Raw genomic sequence first — 18905 nt, 5'->3', positions numbered from 1 at the left:
CTGCTCGCGAATGCGTCGTGTCAGTCGAAATCTTCGTCAGCTGACAGACCGCATTCGCGAGCAGGCTCGCTCCCACAATTGTTTTGTGTTGTCTCTGAAATAGAACAGGCCCCGACACAAGTGGCGGGGCCTGTAATGGTCACATCCGTGTGACCCTTCGCATGAACTCTAAAGTTGCGGCAGACGTATTGCTCGGCCCGTCTGTCGCGTCTTCTCCCGGTCCAGGCGAGAAGTCATGCCTTACTCGGCTTTCAGGCCGTCAGCGGAAACCGCTTTGACGCCTTTGATTTTTTTGGCGATTGCTACAGCGGTAGCTTTTTGCGCATCAGTTACTGCAGTAGTCGACGACAGCGATACTACGCCTTTGTTGGTTTCTACTTTGATGTCAGTACCTGGAATGCCTTTTTCGGTAACCAGGTCAGCTTTGACTTTAGTGGTGATCCAAGTGTCAGAAGTAGCTTCTTTAGCCTGGGTGACTTCACCAGCGGCCAGAGTCATTGGAGCCTGGGTAGCCTGAGTGGATTGGGCGAATGCACCGGAAGCCATGGTCAGGGTCAGCGCGGTAGCAGCAGCGGCAGTGATAGCGAACTTCTTCATACGAGTAACTCCTGTTTTTCTGGAAAGTCTGCTGGTTGTCTTGTCAGCAGGGTTACCAAGGTAGTTGCGAACGCTGTGCCAACTTTTTGTTAAGCACAATATCCTTAAAAATCAGTATGTTACGTATATGCTAAATTTCCGGAATCATGCAATTTGCATGAGTTGCGCGATATTCACATGCAAGTTGCGGTTTTTTGGAAAGTTCCTAAGACGCTGAAATTATTGAAGCTTTTGAGAAGCACTCACAATGAAAAATGCCCCGCATTGCGGGGCATTCGGCTGTCCATCAACACATCAGGTACCGCTGGCAGTACAGCCTTTTGGCGAATAGTCCGGTGCAACGGTCGTACCGCAAGTCCATACGCCCGCACCGGTACCCGAGGAACGAGTAAGGGTGATGGTTTTATCCAGCACCGGGCCTGGCGCGTTTTTAATCGTGCAGACGATTGTCCCGGCACCCGTGGACGCAGTACCCGATGCAGTGACGGCGCAATTGGAGGTCGTGACGGTCGCGGCACCCGCTACAAGTGTCAGTGTCGGATCAGTGCCCTGATTGATGGTGTCTTCGAACGGCACTTTCAATGCGCTGATCTCAGCGAGCCCTGCCGTCACCTTCGACCGCGCCTGATACTTGGAATACTGCGGCAAGGCAATGGTCGCCAGAATCCCGATGATCGCCACCACGATCAGCAGCTCGATCAGGGTAAAGCCTTGTTGTTTTTTCATAGACACGCTCCATGCATGAGTCGAATTCTCATGATCTGAAAGAGATTGAGCATAGGCCATGCCAAGGCCCGCAAGCCCCGTCCATTGGGCGCAATCGGCGAGCGATGCCGTTTCCTACAGCCTGCAACCGCACTATCTGACACTTTTTGTCACCTGCACCCGCCGTGTTTGGCGCTGTCACTTGACTAGGCTATAAGTCATGAACGGCAAGCGTGCGGAATCCCCATGAATGACATCGCTCTGAGCGGTCTGGCCAAGCAATTGGTGCAGGCCGAACTGCTCACGGAAAAAGGCGCCCAGCAAGCCTGGCAACAGGCCCAGCGCAATCGGCTGTCGCTGGTCAGCTATCTGGTGCAGAACAAATTGGTGAAAAGCTCGCAGGTTGCCGAGATCGCCTCCGAGCATTTCGGCATGGCCTTGCTGGATCTCAATTGCCTGGACAAGGAAACCCAGCCTAAAGGCCTGGTCAGCGAAAAACTGGTGCGCCAGCATCACGCCCTGCCTTTGTGGCGGCGCGGCAACAAGTTGTTCGTGGGCATCTCCGACCCGAGCAACCATCAAGCAATTAACGATATTCAATTCAGCACCGGGCTGAGTACCGAAGCCATTCTGGTCGAGGACGAGAAACTCACCGATGCCATCGAAAAATTCTTCGACACCCAGGCCAGCGGCCTTGAGGACATGGCCGATGTCGATCTCGACGGGATCGATGTCGAATCCATCGACGACAGCAAACAGGACGCTATCGGCGGCCTCGACGCCGACGATGCGCCAGTGGTGCGCTTCGTGCACAAGATGCTGCTCGACGCAATCAAGAGCGGTTCTTCCGACTTGCACTTCGAGCCTTACGAGAAAAACTACCGGGTGCGGGTGCGCACCGACGGCATCCTGCGCGAGGTCGCCAAGCCGCCGATTCAACTGGCCGGGCGTATTGCCGCACGCCTGAAAGTCATGGCCAGCCTGGATATTTCGGAACGACGCAAACCCCAGGACGGGCGAATCAAGATGCGCCTGTCGAAAAGCAAGTCGATCGACTTCCGGGTCAACACCCTGCCAACCCTGTGGGGCGAAAAAGTGGTGATCCGGATTCTCGACCCGTCCAGTGCGCAGATCGGTATCGACGCCCTCGGTTACGAGCCAGAGCAAAAGGACTTGTACATGGCCGCTCTCAAGCAACCACAGGGCATGATCCTGGTCACCGGCCCCACCGGTTCCGGTAAAACCGTGTCGCTGTACACCGGCCTGAATATCCTCAACACCGTCGATATCAACATCTCCACCGCCGAAGACCCGGTGGAGATCAACATGGAAGGCATCAACCAGGTCAACGTCAATCCCAAACAGGGACTCGACTTTGCCCAAGCGCTGCGTTCGTTTCTGCGCCAGGACCCGGACGTGATCATGGTCGGTGAGATCCGCGATCTGGAAACCGCCGAGATCGCCATCAAAGCCGCGCAGACCGGTCACCTCGTGCTCTCGACCCTGCACACCAACAGCGCCGCGGAAACCCTGACACGCCTGCACAACATGGGCATTCCCGGCTTCAACATCGCCACCTCGGTCAGCCTGATCATTGCCCAGCGCCTGGCGCGCAAACTTTGCAGCCACTGCAAGAAACCCATCGAGATCCCGCGCGAAACCTTGCTCAAGGAAGGCTTCCCCGAGGAACGCATCGGCCATTTCACGATCTACGAGCCGGTCGGTTGCGATCACTGCAACGGCGGTTACAAGGGACGCGTGGGGATTTATGAAGTGGTGAAAAATACAGCAGAGCTGCAACGCTTGATCATGGCCGAAGGCAATTCGCTGGAAATCGACACACAGATGCGCCGTGACGGTTTCGACGACCTGCGCACCTCCGGTTTGCGCAAGGCCATGCAAGGCATTACCAGCCTTGAAGAAATCAACCGGGTCACCAAGGACTGAACATGGCCGTCAAGGCAGCAAAGATCAGTATTTATGCCTGGGAAGGTACGGACAGAAAAGGCAGCAAAGTCACCGGTGAGTTGAGCGGACAGAGTCCGGCGCTGATCAAGGCCCAACTGCGTAAACAGGGGATCAATCCCGGCAAGGTGCGCAAGAAGTCCGCGTCATTGCTGAGTTTTGGCAAACGCATCAAGGCCCGGGACATCGCCCTGTTCACCCGGCAGATGGCGACCATGATGAAAGCCGGCGTGCCGCTGTTACAGTCGTTCGACATCATCGGCGAAGGCTTTGAAAATCCGGCCATGCGCAAGCTGGTAGACGAGGTGAAGCAGGAGGTCGCGGCCGGTAACAGCTTCGCCGCAGCCCTGCGCAAGAAACCGCAGTACTTCGACGAGTTGTATTGCAACCTGGTCGATGCTGGCGAGCAGTCTGGCGCCCTCGACACCCTGCTCGAACGCGTCGCGACCTATAAGGAAAAAAGCGAAAGCCTCAAGGCCAAGATCAAGAAAGCCATGACCTATCCCACCGCTGTGGTGCTGGTGGCCGCGGTTGTTACCGGGATCCTGCTGGTCAAGGTGGTACCGCAATTTCAGTCAGTGTTTTCCGGTTTCGGCGCTGAACTGCCGGCGTTCACCCTGATGGTGATCAGTCTGTCTGAATTCATGCAGCAATGGTGGTGGGCCATTCTCGCTGCGTTGGTCGCGGCCATTTTCGGTACCCGCCACGCGCTGAAAACCTCCCAGGCCTTGCGCGATCGTAAAGACACCTGGCTGCTGAAGCTGCCATTGGTGGGCACGCTGATGTACAAGTCTGCCGTGGCGAGATTTGCCCGAACCTTGTCGACCACATTTGCCGCCGGTGTGCCGCTGGTGGAGGCACTCGACTCGGTGGCCGGCGCCACCGGCAACGTCGTCTTCAAACGCGCCGTGCTGCGCATTCGTCAGGACGTTTCCACCGGCATGCAGCTGAACTTCTCGATGCGCAGCAGCGGCGTTTTTCCCATCATGGCCGTGCAGATGACGGCGATTGGCGAAGAGTCCGGCGCCCTGGATGAAATGCTCGACAAGGTTGCAGGCTTTTACGAAGAAGAAGTGGATAACATGGTCGACAATCTCACCAGCCTCATGGAGCCGTTCATCATGGTCGTTCTGGGGGTGATCGTCGGCGGTCTGGTGGTGGCCATGTACCTGCCGATTTTCCAGCTCGGCTCAGCGATCTGACATGCCTATCGACGAACTCTTTGCCGTGTATCCGCTGGCCTTTGTCTTCACCGCCCTGCTGTTGGGACTGGTGGTCGGCAGCTTCCTCAATGTGCTGATCTGGCGCCTGCCGAAGATGCTCGAACGCGACTGGCGCCAGCAGGCCCACGATGTGCTCGGTCTGCCCGGCGAAACGCCGCAACCTACCTACAACCTGATGCTGCCGCACTCCGAATGCCCGCATTGCACCCACCGGATTCGCCCGTGGGAAAACATTCCCCTGCTCAGTTATCTGTGGCTGCGCGGGCGCTGTTCAGCGTGTGCCGCGCCGATCAGTAAACGTTATCCCTTGACCGAACTGGCCTGTGGGCTGCTCTCGGCCTTCATCGCCTGGCACTCGGGTTTCGGCTGGCCGGCGTGCCTGCTGATCTTCCTCACCTGGGGTCTGCTGGCGATGAGTCTGATCGACACCGAGCATCAATTGCTGCCCGATGTACTGGTGCTGCCGTTGCTGTGGCTGGGGTTGATCGTCAACAGTTTCGGCCTGTTCGTGCCGTTGCACGATGCGTTGTGGGGCGCGGTGGCCGGTTACTTGTCGCTGTGGTCGGTGTTCTGGCTGTTCAAACTGCTGACCGGCAAGGACGGCATCGGTCACGGTGATTTCAAGCTGTTGGCGCTGCTCGGGGCATGGGGTGGCTGGCAGATTCTGCCGTTGACGATTCTGTTGTCCTCACTGGTCGGCGCCATAATCGGGGTGATTTTGCTGCGCCTGCGCGAGCAGAAAACCTCGACGCCGATCCCTTTCGGCCCCTACCTGGCAATTGCCGGCTGGATTGCCTTGCTCTGGGGTGGTCAAATAACCGCCTTCTATTGGCAGTTTGTCGGTTTGAAATGAATACCCCTGTGGAAAAACCCTGGATTCTCGGCCTCACTGGCGGCATCGGCAGCGGCAAGAGCGCGGCCGCCCAGCACTTCATTGATCTGGGTGTCCACGTGGTGGATGCCGATCACGCCGCGCGCTGGGTGGTTGAGCCGGGGCGTCCGGCGCTGGCAAAGATTGCCGAACACTTCGGCCCCGGTGTGCTGCAGGCCGATGGCACGCTGGACCGCGCCGCCCTGCGCAAACTGATCTTCGAAGTACCGGAGCAACGCCGCTGGCTCGAAGCCCTCCTGCATCCGTTGATCGCCGAGGAAATCGCTCATCATCTGGCGCTGGCAAAATCGCCTTACGCGATTCTGGTTTCGCCGCTGCTGATCGAATCCGGGCAATACGCGATGACCCGGCGCATCCTGGTGATCGATGCCCCGCAACAATTGCAGATCGAACGCACCTTGCAGCGTGACCAGACCAGCGAGCAGCAGGTTCAGGCGATCCTCAAGGCCCAGTCGAGCCGCGAAGACCGTGTGAGCCGCGCCGACGACGTAGTGGTCAACGACCGCGACCTTGCCTGGCTGCACAGCGAGGTCGAGCGCCTGCATCACTTTTACCTGACTTTATCCGGAGGCCAAGCATGAGCCAGATCCCCACCGTTGACTGCCCGACCTGCGGCGCCCCCGTGGAATTCACCCCCGAAAACAAGTTTCGGCCATTCTGCTCCGATCGCTGCAAGCTGATCGACCTCGGCGCCTGGGCGTCGGAAGAACACAAGATTCCGGTCGCACCGGATGCCGAAGATGAACTGTTTTCCGGCGACTTCGATCCGCGCCACTGATCCCGGTCAGGGCCGCATAAAGCTGTAGTCCTGATCGTCGTCGAGGTTTTCCGCAAGAAAGCGCAACTCGTCGGCCAGGTCTTCGGCATTGCGCACAGCCTTGCTCTGCTGCACCACAGCGCTGAGCAAGGCGCGCAAACTCAACCCCGGGTCGAAACCGACTTCCTGGGCCATTTCCAGACTCTGCCGGGTTTCCTGCCTGGCCCACTCGTAAACACCCATGCCGCTGCTCCTGAAGGGATTTGCGCGAGCATGAAATGTCCCGCGCGTGGCGGGTTTGATGTGGATCAAGACTTCGGATCGTCGTCCTTCCAGGGCGCCGAAAGGTAGCGCGTGCGGTTGAAGGTCTCCAGCCATTCCGGGCTGAATACCACCAGCGCACTGACGATCATGCCGTTGATGAACGCCTCGGGAAAAATGATCAGCCACAAGTAACCGATGAAATCTTCCAGCCATTCCGGCATGGCGAAGAGGCCGTCGTACCACAACAGTGCCAGGCTCAGTATCAGGCACAACAACGCCGACAGCGCGGCGGCAAAAAATCCGGAACAGAAGATGTACACGAACGGATTGCGCGGCTGCGCACGCTCGACGAGGATCGCCACGCACTCGGTAACCAGCACCGGCAGCAAAATGAACAAGGCGCCATTGGCCCCCATCGCTGCGAGATCCTGACGCCCGAGCAGCACCAGGCCGATTTGCGCTACCAGCCCGCCGACGATCGCCAGCGGCCAGTCCAGCAACAACGTGACCGCCGTTATGCCGAGGAAGTGATACGACACGCCCGTATCGAAATCCCTGCGCATCAACCACAACAGAAACAACGCAAACACGGTGCCGAACAGCAAATGCTGACGCCGGCTGTCGCTGAACAACTCGACCCACGGTGCCCGCACCATCGCCCAGAGCAGCACTGGCAGATAGATCAACCAGCCGAGCGTCAGGCTTGCGGTGGAAAGCAGTTCAGCCCCGATCATTGTCCCTTACCTTTGCTGCACCACAGCTCCTACACGGGATAGTCGTCGCGCGAATAATCCATTTATTGAAGTCTACACCGTGTGTACTGACGCATCCGCCAAGCAAAGCTTTCAGCTTGTCGCATTTGAACGCTAAGCTTGGGCTTATGGATGACTCAGATTATTTACGCCTGCTGACCATCGCGGCCGAGCAGGCCAACGCCTTTCTGTCCAATGCCCGCAAATGGGAGCGCGAGCGTTGGGTTTGCCAGCGCCTGCTGCAAGGCTTGAACATTCCCTACCGCGCCGATGAATTCGCGCCGGCCGGCGAACCGCCGGACGTACTGTTCCGGGACGCCAATTTCGAGGTGTTCTTCGTGCTCGATGAAGGCCGCCGCCTCAACGACGAATGGCGTGATGAACTGCAGCGCCGGCGCAGCGCCTTTTCCCTGAGCCAACTGGTGCGCCGCGAGGCCAAGCCCAAACGCATCCCGGCCAACGAGTTCCTGCTGCGACTGGCACCGACCTTGCGCAAAAAAGCGCACAACTACAAGGAACGCGGCATGGATCTGGGTGAACTGGACATCATTGCTTTCGCCAGCCTTAAACGCGAAGTGCTTGATCTGAACAGCCATTTCCCCCCGCCGACCGAATATCTGCGCCAAGGCTGGCGCTCGTTGTCCCTGGTCGGTCCGACCTTCGCCCGCGTGCTGTTCGCCCACCCGGATGCACCGGATTTTCTGCGCAGCAACCTCGGCCGCAGTATCGTCTTTGATGTGGGAATCAGCCTGTGACACCACTGCAGCAATTGATCGCCGATGTACCGCAGACCGGCTGTGTGCGCTGGATTGGTGTGCGCCCAGAATCCCGTGGCCCGATGATCGAACTCGATGCAGTGGAGGCGCGTCTGGAAGCAGGACTGACCGGCGACCACGCACGTCCCGGTGTGCGCAACGCGCGACAGGTGACGCTGATTCAGTGGGAACATCTGGCGGTGATCAGCGCTTTGATGGGGCGCCCGGATGATCAACCGGTCAAGCCTGAAGATCTGCGGCGCAATCTGGTGATCAGCGGAATCAATCTGTTCAGCCTCAAGGGTCGGCGCTTTCGCATCGGTCAGGCCATATTCGAAACCACGGGCTGGTGTCAGCCTTGCGCACGTTTGCAGAACAACCTTGGCCCCGGCACCTTTCAAGCGGTGCGCGGGCATGGCGGAATTACCGCACGGGTGTTACAAAGCGGAATCATTCGCCTCGAAGACCGAGTGAGCGTCGAGGCGGTTCCGGACAGCGGCTATGCTGCGTTCAACCCCGGATAAAAACCGCTGTAGCTTCTGCCCATTCAGTAACGTCTACCTGACGAGGCATTTATGACCAGCCGCCTGAAACCCGAAGACCAGAAACATGTCGAAGAGTACCTGCAACTGTCTCAACACCGTGTCGAGCGCCGGCCTTTCCGGCCGTGGATGCTCCTGGTGCTGGTGCTGGCAGTGACCATTGGTCTGGGCCTGTTGAGCCGATTTATCAGTTACCTGACGCTATGAGCTGCCTCGCGCTCGCTTGGGTAACGATACCGATTTCCTTTAAAAACCTTGCGAGCTATCCCCATGTCCCATCGTATTGTTATTGTCGGCGGCGGCGCCGGCGGTCTGGAGTTGGCTACCCGTCTGGGTAAGACTCTGGGCAAGCGCGGCACGGCCAGTGTGATGCTGGTCGACGCGAATCTGACGCACATCTGGAAACCGCTGCTGCACGAAGTGGCCGCCGGATCGCTCAACTCTTCCGAAGACGAACTCAACTATGTTGCCCAGGCGAAATGGAACCACTTCGAGTTCCAGCTCGGCCGCATGAGCGGGCTCGATCGCGCGCAGAAGAAAATCCAGCTGGCGGCCACCTACGACGAAAACGGCGTCGAACTCGTCCCGGCGCGTGAAGTGCAATACGACTCGCTGGTGATCAGCGTCGGCAGCACCACCAACGATTTCGGCACGCAGGGCGCGGCGCAGCATTGCCTGTTCCTCGACACCCGCAAACAGGCCGAGCGCTTTCACCAGCAACTGCTCAACCACTATCTGCGTGCGCATGCCGGACAAACCGATGTGGTCGAGCAGATCAGCGTGGCCATCGTCGGCGCTGGCGCCACAGGCGTGGAGCTGGCGGCCGAACTGCACAACGCCGCCCATGAGCTGGCGGCGTACGGTCTGGACCGGATCAAACCGGAAAACATGCACATCACCCTGATCGAAGCCGGGCCACGGGTGCTGCCTGCCCTGCCGGAACGCATCAGCGGACCGGTGCACAAGACTCTGGAAAAACTCGGGGTCAATGTCATGACCAACGCGTCGGTGAGCGAAGTGACCGCTGACAGCCTGATCACTGCCGATGGCAACGAGATCAAGGCCAGCCTGAAGGTCTGGGCAGCGGGCATCCGGGCCCCGGGTTTCCTCAAGGACATCGATGGCCTGGAAACCAATCGCATCAATCAGCTGCAAGTGTTGCCGACCCTGCAAACCACCCGTGACGAGAACATCTTCGCCTTCGGCGATTGCGCCGCGTGCCCGCAACCGGGCACCGATCGCAACGTGCCGCCACGGGCGCAAGCCGCGCACCAACAAGCCTCACTGCTGGCCAAATCGCTGAAGTTGCGCATCGAAGGCAAGACCTTGCCGGAGTACAAGTACACCGACTACGGCTCGCTGATCTCGCTGTCGCGTTTTTCGGCGGTGGGTAACTTGATGGGCAACCTGACCGGCAGCGTAATGCTCGAGGGCTGGTTGGCGCGGATGTTCTACGTGTCGCTGTATCGCATGCACCAGATGGCGCTGTACGGGCCGTTCCGTACGGCGATGCTGATGCTCGGCAGCAAGATTGGCCGTGGTACTGAACCGCGCCTGAAACTGCATTGATGCAGTAAAACTGTAGGAGGGGCTTGCTCCCGAAGGCGGTGGGTCAGTCGACATTAATGTGGCTGATATACCGTTTTCGCGAGCAAGCCCGCTCCCACAGTTGATCTTCATATGATTGAAGATATGTGTCTGACTGTATCTGCGCCCCACCCTTCACAACTTCGCTTACAAACTCCCCCGCTACGCGACACAGTCGCGATACACCGCGACCGCTTAATGGCCACACCCGAGCACACCTGCTCAGGCAATCGTCCTTAACGTGTGGTTGCACAGCGCAGCCCTGGAGAATGTATATGTCCCGTACTTCGACCTTCGGTAAAAAATCCATTGGCCTGATCGGCGCCGCCATGGCGGGTGGGCTGATGTTGTCCGGTTCGGTGTTTGCCGCTCAACCCCTGGCGCAGGGCTACATGGTTGCCTCGGCAGAAACTTCGGTGAAAACGCCGGAAGGCAAATGCGGTGAAGGCAAATGTGGCGACGCCTCGATGGCCAAGACTGACAGCGATGGTGACGGCAAGGTCTCGCGCGCCGAATTCCTGAAAGTCGCGCCGAAGTCCGACTTCGACAAGATCGACACCAACCATGACGGCTTCATTGATGAGCAAGAGGCCTACAACAACGTGAAGGCCAACTTCGAAGCCAATGGCAAGAAGATGCCAAAAGGCCTGTTCGAGCACCTGAAAGACCAGGACGGCGCCTGATCGGCAGAAAAAAGCCGCGCGTCTCCTGTGAGAAGCGCGGCTTTTTCATGTGTGGTTATTTACAGCTGGAAACGCCGCACCATGCCCTGCAAGGCGTTGGCCAGTTGCGACAACTCATGGCTGGAAGCACTGGTCTGGTCAGCGCCTGCGGCAGAACGTACGGACAAATCCCGAATATTCACCAGGTTGCGGTCCACTTCCCGCGCGACTTGCGCTTGTTCTTCCGCAGCGCTGGCGATTACCAGGTTGCGTTCATGGATCTCATGCACCGAGGCGGTAATGGTGTGCAACGCCTCACCGGCGCGCTCTGCCAACGCCAGCGTGGTGGTCGCACGCGCGGTACTGGCCTGCATCGATTCCAGCGCCAGGCTCGAACCGCTGCGCATGCCCTGAACCATCTGCTCGATCTCCTGCGTTGATTGCTGGGTGCGATAGGCCAGCGCCCGCACCTCATCAGCGACCACAGCAAAGCCTCGCCCGCTCTCACCGGCCCGTGCCGCTTCAATCGCCGCGTTGAGCGCCAGCAGATTGGTCTGTTCGGCAATTGCTCGGATCACGTCCAGCACTTTGCCGATGTCCTGCGATTGATTGGCCAGTGATTGCACCAGTTCGCCGGTCTGTTGCACATCGCTGGCCAGGGCGTTGATGGCCGTGGCGGTCTCACTGACGCGCACCTGCCCCAGATGCGCCGACTCGCTGGACTGACGGGTCGCGTCAGACGTCGACACCGCGTTGCGTGCGACCTCCTCCACCGCGGCCGTCATCTGATTAACGGCTGTCGCGGCTTGTTCGATTTCGTTGTTCTGTTGTTGCAAACCCTGTGTGCTGTCGAGTGTCACCGCGTTGAGTTCATCGGCAGCGGTTGCCAGTTGCGTGGCCGAGCCGCTGATACCCTGCAGCGTCTCGCGCAGGTTCTGCTGCATGGTCGCCAAGGCTTTGAGCAAACGACTGACTTCGTCGTTGCCATGGGTCTCGATCGGTCGGGTCAGATCGCCCTGCGCGACACTTTCTGCTGCGCTCACTGCGCTGCTCAGCGGGCGGACGATGCTGCGCGTGAGCATCATTGCCAGTGCTACCGTGGCCAGCGCGGCCAACGCAATGAACAAACTGACAATCGTGCGCGAGTTTTCGTAATGCGCAGCGGACTTCTGACTCTCGGCGGCGACCTGCTTGGCGAACAGGTCCGCCAGATCGTTAAGTTGTTTCCCGGAACCATCGACGACGGTTTTCATGTCGACCAGCAACAACTTGGTCAGCTCATCACGCTTGCCTTGCTCGGCGAGGGCGAAGGATTGAGCGATACCGCTGCGATACGCGGCAAAGGTCTTTCTGAATTGGTCGTATAGTTGCTGGCCTTCCGGAGTGTCGACCAGTTTGTCGTAAGCAGCGATTTTCTCGCTCAGTTCTTTGTCGCGGGTGTCCATCTGGCTGCGGTAAGTCGCAATGTTGGCCGGATCCTGATCCAGCGCCATGCGCAACGAGATGGTGCGGATGCGCAGCATGATCTCGCGAATCTCGTCGCCGCCACGAATACTCGGCAGCCACTGATTTTCTACCGCAACTTCACTGTCGCGAATGCTCGACATCTGCCCCAGCGCAAACACGCCGAGCAATGCCACCAACACCGCGATCAGGGCGAACCCCAAGGCCGCCCGCGGAGCAATATTCAACTGACGAAGCAACATGACGAACGCCCTTATTCTTGTATTGGCCAGATTCAAGGGGCGAAAGCCATGGCAGTCCCCTCGTGTTAGCGGGCTATCGGCAGGTTGTATGATGACTTGAAGAGGAAATGAATTTTTTGTCGGACAAAAAAAATCCCCGTATCTTTCGATACGAGGATTTTTAATATGGTCGGGGTAAGGGGATTCGAACTCCTGACATCCTGCTCCCAAAGCAGGCGCGCTACCGGACTGCGCTATACCCCGGTAAAAAAAAGGCGACCTTTCAAAGATCGCCTTCTTCGATCAGCGCTTTTGGCCTCTGATCTTAAGATTCGATCCCAGCGCTAACTGGTTTCAAAAATGGTGGGTCGTGTGGGATTCGAACCTACGACCAATTGGTTAAAAGCCAACTGCTCTACCAACTGAGCTAACGACCCAAAAATGGTCGGGGTAAGGGGATTCGAACTCCTGACATCCTGCTCCCAAAGCAGGCGCGCTACCGGACTGCGCTATACCCCGGTTTGAAATTGGCTCCGTGACCAGGACTCGAACCTGGGACCCAATGATTAACAGTCATTTGCTCTACCGACTGAGCTATCACGGAACTACATATTTCAATTTACAACGGTGAAACTTGTTGCTTCCAGTCACTCGTTCGCATCGCTGCGTTCGTGTGTCTGAGGCGCGCTATTCTACAACCTAGAACACCTCTGTCAACCCCCTAAATTGCTTTCAAGTTAATGATTTGCAACTTATTTCAGTTTTCAATCCAGAGGATTGAAACGCTGCCGGTGACTGACTGCGGGGCGCACTTTACAAGCCTTTTCCTTTGAGTTCAACAGCCTAACGAAAAAAAAGGCCCCACAATGTGAGGCCCTCCTTTTTTCCCTGGCGCTTTGCCTCAGTTGAAAACGATTTCGTCGTTCTCGACCGTGCCGGTCGCCGTGTCGCCCGGCATGAAGTGACCCGAAAGGATCAACTGCGCCAGCGGGTTTTCGATCCAGCGCTGGATCGCCCGTTTCAAAGGACGTGCGCCATACACCGGGTCATAGCCGACGGCGATCAGCTTGTCCATCGCCTCCGGACTCAGTTCCAGTCTCAGCTCGCGCTCGGCCAGACGGCTGCGCAGACGGCCCAACTGGATTTCGGTAATGCCAGCGATCTGATCCCGCGCCAGAGGCTCGAAGATCACCACTTCGTCGACCCGGTTGATGAACTCGGGACGGAAGTGCGACGTCAGCGCATCCATGACTGCAGCACGCTGCGCCTCGCGATCACCGACCAGCTCCTGAATCTGCACAGAGCCAAGGTTGGAGGTCATGACGATCACCGTATTGCGGAAATCCACCGTACGGCCATGGCTGTCGGTCAGGCGACCATCCTCAAGCACTTGCAGCAAGATGTTGAACACATCCGGGTGCGCCTTTTCGACTTCGTCCAGCAGGATCACCGAATAAGGCTTGCGACGCACAGCCTCGGTCAGGTAACCGCCCTCTTCGTAGCCGACGTATCCCGGTGGCGCACCGATCAGGCGAGCCACGGAATGTTTTTCCATGAACTCGGACATGTCGATCCGCACCATCGCCTCTTCCGTATCAAAGAGGAATTCGGCCAGCGCCTTGCACAGCTCGGTTTTACCGACACCGGTCGGGCCGAGGAACATGAACGAGCCGCTTGGACGATTCGGGTCGGACAACCCGGCACGCGAACGCCGTACCGCGTTGGCCACCGCCACCACGGCTTCGTCCTGACCGATTACACGCTGGTGCAACAGGCTTTCCATCTTCATCAGCTTGTCGCGCTCGCCTTCGAGCATTTTCGACACCGGGATGCCGGTCCACTTCGACACGACTTCAGCGATCTCTTCTTCAGTCACCTTGCTGCGCAGCAACTGATTTTCGCTCTTGCCGTGCTGATCGACCATTTGCAGGCTGCGCTCCAGATCCGGGATCACCCCGTACTGCAATTCGGCCATGCGGTTCAGATCGCCTTTGCGACGTGCAGCTTCCAGTTCCTGACGCGACTGCTCGATCTTCTGCTGAATCTGTGCGGAACCCTGCACCTCGGCTTTTTCCGAGTTCCAGATTTCTTCCAGATCCGAGTACTCACGCTCGTGACGCTCGATTTCTTCCTGGAGTTTTTCCAGGCGTTTCTTCGCGGCGTCGTCGCTTTCCTTCTTCAGCGCCTGGGATTCGACCTTCAGCTGAATCAGGCGACGTTCCAGACGATCCAGCACTTCCGGCTTGGAATCGATTTCCATGCGGATGCGGCTGGCGGCCTCGTCGATCAGATCGATGGCCTTGTCCGGCAACTGCCGGTCAGTGATGTAGCGATGGCTGAGCTTGGCCGCGGCGATGATCGCGCCGTCGGTGATTGCCACCTTGTGGTGAACCTCGTAACGCTCTTTGAGGCCCCGCAGGATGGCGATGGTGTCTTCTTCGCTCGGCTCATCCACCAGGACTTTCTGGAAGCGACGCTCGAGCGCGGCGTCCTTCTCTATATATTGGCGGTACTCGTTGAGCGTGGTCGCGCCAACGCAATGCAACTCACCGCGAGCCAGTGCAGGCTTGAGCATGTTGCCGGCATCCATCGAGCCTTCGCCCTTACCGGCGCCGACCATAGTATGCAGTTCGTCGATAAACAGAATGATCTGCCCTTCCTGCTTCGACAGCTCGTTGAGCAGCGATTTCAGGCGCTCTTCGAACTCACCGCGATACTTGGCACCGGCAATCAGTGCGCCCATATCGAGCGACAGCAGACGCTTGCCCTTGAGGCCGTCCGGCACTTCGCCGTTGATGATGCGCTGCGCCAGACCTTCGGCAATCGCGGTTTTACCCACGCCAGGTTCACCGATCAGTACCGGGTTGTTCTTGGTGCGGCGTTGCAGAACCTGAATGGTGCGACGAATTTCGTCATCACGACCGATCACCGGATCGAGCTTGCCTTCTTCAGCGCGTTTGGTCAGGTCGACGGTGTATTTGTCCAACGCCTGACGCGACTCTTCGTGGTTGGCGTCATTTACCGCTTCGCCGCCACGCAGGTTGTTGATCGCGTTTTCCAGGGCTTTCTTGCTCACGCCCTGGCCGAGCAGCAACTTGCCGAGCTTGCTGTTCTCATCCATCGCGGCGAGCAGCACCAGTTCGCTGGAAATGAACTGGTCGCCCTTCTGCTGGGCCAGACGATCGGCCTGATTGAGCAGGCGCGCCAGATCCTGCGACATGTTGACATCGCCGGTCGGGTTCTGGATTTTGGGTAATTGGTCGAGCTCTTTGGTCAGCTCTTTACGCAAGCTGTTGACGTCGAAGCCTACCTGCATCAGCAGAGGTTTGATCGAACCACCCTGCTGTTCAAGCATGGCTTGCATCAGGTGCGCCGGCTCAATCGCCGGATGATCGTGGCCAACCGCCAACGACTGGGCGTCGGACAAGGCCAACTGTAATTTGCTGGTTAAACGGTCTATACGCATGGGGTCACCTTCCTTTTGAGCAGGCCGGACCTAAAAACCATCCTGAATAAAGAAACCTGCCAGATACACTGTAGATGCGGTCGATTCTGGGAGATTCAAGCGTCAGCGGATTGATTCAGGTCAGGCAAGTCTAGCGGGTGAGCCAAACTAAGGAAGCGAAGCGACCGGTGCGCGACGCACGGCGATAAGAAAAGAAGCGTGAATCGGTCACGGTGCAGAAACCGCCACCATAAACCGCGGTGACACCCCGTTCAGCCAGACGCAAGCGCGCCAGCAGATAGATGTCAGCCATGAACTTGCCAGCATTGTGACTTGGCACGAAAGCACTTGCCGCTTCGGGCAATTGCTTGATGAAGACTTTCCGCACTTCCGGGCCGACTTCAAAGGCTTTCGGGCCGATCGCCGGGCCGAGCCAGACCAGCACCTCTTCAGCCGGAACATCAAGGCTGTCGAGGGTCGCCTCCAGCACACCCGCCGCCAGACCACGCCAACCGGCGTGAGCCGCAGCCACACGGGTGCCGGCACGATCACAGAACAATGCCGGCAGACAGTCCGCCGTCATCGCCGCACAGGCAATACCCGGCGTCGCCGTCCAGCTCGCATCAGCGGTCGCAACAATGCCCGGATCAGCGTGCGCCACGGCAATCCCGTGCACTTGCTGTAACCAGGCAGGCTTTACGGAGAAGTGCTCGGTCAGGCGCCGACGGTTCTCAGCGACGGCTTCCGGGCGATCATCGACATGATCACCCAGATTGAGACTGTCGAACGGCGCCTCGCTGACACCGCCCTCGCGAGTGGTGACGCAGGCTCTTACGCTGGCCGGCGCAGGCCAGTCCGGCGTCAGCCAGTTCATCCGACGAACGCCTCGCGATCCTGCTTGAGCAGGGTCAACAGCCAGACGAAATCTTCCGGCAGCGGCGATTCCCAGCTCATGCGTTCACCGCTCGTCGGGTGATCCAGCTCAAGGAAGCGCGCATGCAGTGCCTGACGCGGGAAGTGCTTGAGGGATTCAACCATGGTCGGGTTGGCCGCTGGCGGAATGCGGAAACGACCGCCGTACGCCGGGTCGCCGACCAACGGGAAGTTGATATGCGCCATGTGCACGCGGATCTGGTGCGTACGACCGGTTTCCAGTTTCACCCGTACGTGGGTGTGGGAACGGAAACGCTCCAGCACGCGATAGTGACTGACGGCAGGCTTGCCGCCCTCCATCACCGCCATACGCTGACGCTGCTGGCCGTGGCGACCGATCGGGGCATTGATCTTGCCCCCGGCGGTGACCACACCGATCACGATGCACTCGTAGATGCGGCTGACGCTGCGGCTCTGCAACTGCGCAACCAGTTTGGTCTGCGCCTGAATGGTCTTGGCCACCACCATCAGACCGGTGGTGTCCTTGTCCAGACGATGCACGATACCGGCGCGCGGGACATTGATGATGTCCGGCACATGGTGCAGCAAGGCGTTGAGCAGCGTGCCATCGGCATGACCGGCAGCCGGGTGTACCACCAGGCCCGCGGGCTTGTTGATCACCAGAATGTCGTCGTCTTCATAGACGATGTCGAGCTCGATGTCCTGGGCGATCCACTCGCCCTGGGCTTCCTGCTCGGCAGTCAGCTCAAGGATGGCACCGCCGTGCACGATGTCGCGAGGGCGGATGACCGCCCCGTCCACAGTCAGGCGACCTTCTTTGATCCAGGCGGAAAGGCGCGAGCGTGAGTGCTCAGCGAAGAGTTGGGCGGCGACTTGATCGAGGCGTTGGCCGCCCAAATCGGACGGCACCTCTGCGCGAAGTTCAATTTTATCGGACATGCTCTGACTGGGCGTCGGCACAGCCTTTGGTTTCGGCTGCGCGCTTGTGGTTAAATACGGCGTCTTTTGCCCCGAGGCTTTTCAACGGGGCGCTCATCATAACAGGACGGCCCCGCCCAAGACAGCGGCCGTCATAGGGACGCAAGCCGCCATGCAAGTGAAACACCTGCTGCTGATCGCCATCCTCGCATTGACCGCTGCTTGCTCATCGAAGGAAGTCGTAGACGAAAACCTCAGCGAAGCCGAGCTGTATCAGCAGGCTCAGACTGATCTGGACAACAACAGCTACACCAGCGCCACAGCCAAGCTGAAGGCTCTGGAGTCGCGTTATCCGTTCGGTCGCTACGCCGATCAGGCACAGCTGGAGCTGATCTACGCCAACTACAAGAACGCCGAGCCGGAAGCTGCCAAGTCTGCCGCCGAGCGTTTCATTCGTTTGCACCCGCAGCATCCGAACGTGGATTACGCGTACTACCTGAAGGGTCTGACCTCGTTCGACCAGGACGTTGGCCTGCTGGCGCGCTTCCTGCCACTGGACATGACCAAGCGTGACCCGGGCGCCGCGCGCGACTCGTACAACGAGTTCGCCCAGCTGACCAGCCGTTACCCGAACAGCCGCTACGCGCCGGACGCCAAGCAGCGCATGATCTATCTGCGCAACCTGCTGGCCGCCTACGAAATCCACGTGGCCGACTACTACCTGACCCGTCAGGCTTATGTAGCCGCCGCCAACCGTGGTCGTTATGTCGTGGAGAACTTCCAGGAAACCCCATCGGTCGGTGACGGCCTGGCGGTAATGACTGAGGCCTACCAGCGTCTGCACCTGGACGATCTGGCAGCGACCAGCCTGGAAACCCTGAAGCTCAACTACCCAAATCACCCGAGCCTGCAGGATGGCCAGTTCGTGCCACGGGTTGCCGAAGCCGACAACCGTTCTTTCCTGAGCAAGGCGACTCTGGGCCTGATCGAATCGCGCCCACCGCTGCCGCCGGGAGAAACCCGCGCCAACCAGGACGTGCAGAAGCAGTTCCAGGACGCGAAAGACGCGATCCCGAACGAGCTCAAGCCAAAGGACGAAAACGGCGACGTGATCGAAGAGCCGGAACCCGAGTCGAGCGACACCGACCGTTCGTGGTTCAGCTACATGACTTTCGGCGTGTTCGACTGATCACACCGGATGTACAGAAAAGGGAGATCTGCGGATCTCCCTTTTTCATTTCCGCGCTTTAATCCGCTGTGCG

19 protein-coding genes, 4 tRNA genes and 1 pseudogene are annotated in these 18905 nt (G+C 58.7%); 11 read left to right on the top strand and 13 right to left on the bottom strand.

Features of this window, described 5'->3' with window-relative positions; translation table 11 throughout:
• Positions 1-240: 240 nt before the first annotated feature.
• Positions 241-597, bottom strand: coding sequence for a BON domain-containing protein (locus tag ACM6IV_RS25515; protein WP_414872138.1), 357 nt, complete (start codon positions 595-597; stop codon positions 241-243).
• A gap of 294 nt (positions 598-891) precedes the next feature.
• Positions 892-1323, bottom strand: coding sequence for a pilin (locus tag ACM6IV_RS25510; protein WP_250607137.1), 432 nt, complete (start codon positions 1321-1323; stop codon positions 892-894).
• Between the two features lie 225 nt (positions 1324-1548).
• On the opposite strand from ACM6IV_RS25510, the gene pilB reads away from it, so the two are divergent.
• From pilB to yacG, 5 genes are read left to right on the top strand one after another with little or no spacing between them, the layout of a single operon-like run.
• On the top strand, positions 1549-3249 hold the full coding sequence (gene pilB / locus ACM6IV_RS25505) for a type IV-A pilus assembly ATPase PilB (protein ID WP_414872137.1): 1701 nt from the start codon (positions 1549-1551) through the stop codon (positions 3247-3249).
• A gap of 2 nt (positions 3250-3251) precedes the next feature.
• Entirely contained in the window at positions 3252-4469 is a 1218-nt protein-coding gene (locus tag ACM6IV_RS25500; RefSeq protein ID WP_414872136.1) for a type II secretion system F family protein, read from the top strand.
• A 1-nt stretch (position 4470) separates the two neighbouring features.
• Positions 4471-5343, top strand: a complete 873-nt coding sequence (locus ACM6IV_RS25495; RefSeq protein ID WP_414872135.1) for a prepilin peptidase — start codon at positions 4471-4473, stop codon at positions 5341-5343.
• Entirely contained in the window at positions 5340-5963 is a 624-nt protein-coding gene (coaE, locus tag ACM6IV_RS25490; protein WP_414872134.1) for a dephospho-CoA kinase, read from the top strand. Before ACM6IV_RS25495 ends, coaE begins: the two co-directional genes overlap by 4 nt.
• Positions 5960-6160, top strand: coding sequence for a DNA gyrase inhibitor YacG (gene yacG / locus ACM6IV_RS25485; RefSeq protein WP_123464066.1), 201 nt, complete (start codon positions 5960-5962; stop codon positions 6158-6160). Before coaE ends, yacG begins: the two co-directional genes overlap by 4 nt.
• A 6-nt stretch (positions 6161-6166) precedes the next feature.
• Here the strand turns inward: yacG and ACM6IV_RS25480 are convergent, their stop codons facing one another.
• Both ACM6IV_RS25480 and ACM6IV_RS25475 read right to left on the bottom strand, forming a co-directional pair.
• Complete coding sequence (locus ACM6IV_RS25480; protein WP_414872133.1) at positions 6167-6382, bottom strand: hypothetical protein; 216 nt, start codon at positions 6380-6382, stop codon at positions 6167-6169.
• A 65-nt stretch (positions 6383-6447) separates the two neighbouring features.
• Positions 6448-7137, bottom strand: a complete 690-nt coding sequence (locus ACM6IV_RS25475; RefSeq protein ID WP_414872132.1) for an energy-coupling factor ABC transporter permease — start codon at positions 7135-7137, stop codon at positions 6448-6450.
• A gap of 146 nt (positions 7138-7283) precedes the next feature.
• Here ACM6IV_RS25475 and ACM6IV_RS25470 point away from each other — a divergent pair, with 146 nt between their 5' ends.
• From ACM6IV_RS25470 to ACM6IV_RS25450, 5 genes are all read left to right on the top strand, one after another.
• Entirely contained in the window at positions 7284-7910 is a 627-nt protein-coding gene (locus tag ACM6IV_RS25470; RefSeq protein ID WP_007909887.1) for a DUF1780 domain-containing protein, read from the top strand.
• Positions 7907-8434 (top strand): MOSC domain-containing protein, encoded by a 528-nt coding sequence (locus tag ACM6IV_RS25465; RefSeq protein ID WP_414872131.1) that lies wholly within the window; start codon positions 7907-7909, stop codon positions 8432-8434. The genes ACM6IV_RS25470 and ACM6IV_RS25465 overlap by 4 nt, the downstream gene beginning before the upstream one ends.
• 51 nt (positions 8435-8485) lie before the next feature.
• Complete coding sequence (locus tag ACM6IV_RS25460) at positions 8486-8659, top strand: DUF3094 family protein (RefSeq protein WP_042561123.1); 174 nt, start codon at positions 8486-8488, stop codon at positions 8657-8659.
• 63 nt (positions 8660-8722) lie between these two features.
• Positions 8723-10021 (top strand): NAD(P)/FAD-dependent oxidoreductase, encoded by a 1299-nt coding sequence (locus ACM6IV_RS25455; protein ID WP_016986237.1) that lies wholly within the window; start codon positions 8723-8725, stop codon positions 10019-10021.
• Positions 10022-10314: 293 nt separating this feature from the next.
• Positions 10315-10722 carry an EF-hand domain-containing protein gene (locus tag ACM6IV_RS25450; RefSeq protein ID WP_414872130.1) on the top strand — a complete coding sequence of 136 codons (408 nt, stop codon included), beginning with the start codon at positions 10315-10317 and terminating at the stop codon, positions 10720-10722.
• 59 nt (positions 10723-10781) lie between these two features.
• Here the strand turns inward: ACM6IV_RS25450 and ACM6IV_RS25445 are convergent, their stop codons facing one another.
• The 9 genes and pseudogenes from ACM6IV_RS25445 to rluD form a co-directional block, all read right to left on the bottom strand.
• Complete coding sequence (locus tag ACM6IV_RS25445; RefSeq protein ID WP_414872171.1) at positions 10782-11645, bottom strand: methyl-accepting chemotaxis protein; 864 nt, start codon at positions 11643-11645, stop codon at positions 10782-10784.
• Positions 11637-12407 (bottom strand): annotated as a pseudogene (locus ACM6IV_RS25440) (MCP four helix bundle domain-containing protein); the annotation flags it as partial. The pseudogene ACM6IV_RS25440 and the gene ACM6IV_RS25445, both read right to left, overlap by 9 nt.
• A 166-nt stretch (positions 12408-12573) precedes the next feature.
• Positions 12574-12650 (bottom strand) — tRNA-Pro (locus ACM6IV_RS25435).
• A 97-nt stretch (positions 12651-12747) separates the two neighbouring features.
• Positions 12748-12823, bottom strand: a tRNA-Lys gene (locus ACM6IV_RS25430).
• Positions 12824-12828: 5 nt separating this feature from the next.
• Positions 12829-12905: transfer RNA gene (locus ACM6IV_RS25425), tRNA-Pro, on the bottom strand.
• A gap of 9 nt (positions 12906-12914) precedes the next feature.
• Positions 12915-12990: transfer RNA gene (locus ACM6IV_RS25420), tRNA-Asn, on the bottom strand.
• Between the two features lie 297 nt (positions 12991-13287).
• A complete protein-coding gene (clpB, locus tag ACM6IV_RS25415; protein ID WP_250607148.1) occupies positions 13288-15852 on the bottom strand; it encodes an ATP-dependent chaperone ClpB in 2565 nt (854 codons plus the stop codon).
• A 130-nt stretch (positions 15853-15982) separates the two neighbouring features.
• Complete coding sequence (gene pgeF / locus ACM6IV_RS25410; protein WP_414872129.1) at positions 15983-16705, bottom strand: peptidoglycan editing factor PgeF; 723 nt, start codon at positions 16703-16705, stop codon at positions 15983-15985.
• Complete coding sequence (gene rluD / locus ACM6IV_RS25405; protein WP_123448162.1) at positions 16702-17664, bottom strand: 23S rRNA pseudouridine(1911/1915/1917) synthase RluD; 963 nt, start codon at positions 17662-17664, stop codon at positions 16702-16704. The genes pgeF and rluD overlap by 4 nt, the downstream gene beginning before the upstream one ends.
• 151 nt (positions 17665-17815) lie before the next feature.
• Here rluD and ACM6IV_RS25400 point away from each other — a divergent pair, with 151 nt between their 5' ends.
• Complete coding sequence (locus tag ACM6IV_RS25400; protein ID WP_038361666.1) at positions 17816-18832, top strand: outer membrane protein assembly factor BamD; 1017 nt, start codon at positions 17816-17818, stop codon at positions 18830-18832.
• Positions 18833-18905 lie beyond the last annotated feature (73 nt).

The organism is Pseudomonas sp. IT-347P, from assembly GCF_949768005.1.
Lineage (GTDB): Bacteria > Pseudomonadota > Gammaproteobacteria > Pseudomonadales > Pseudomonadaceae > Aquipseudomonas.
Note: the sequence above shows the minus strand (reverse complement) of the source record. Positions and strands in the feature narration are given on the sequence as shown.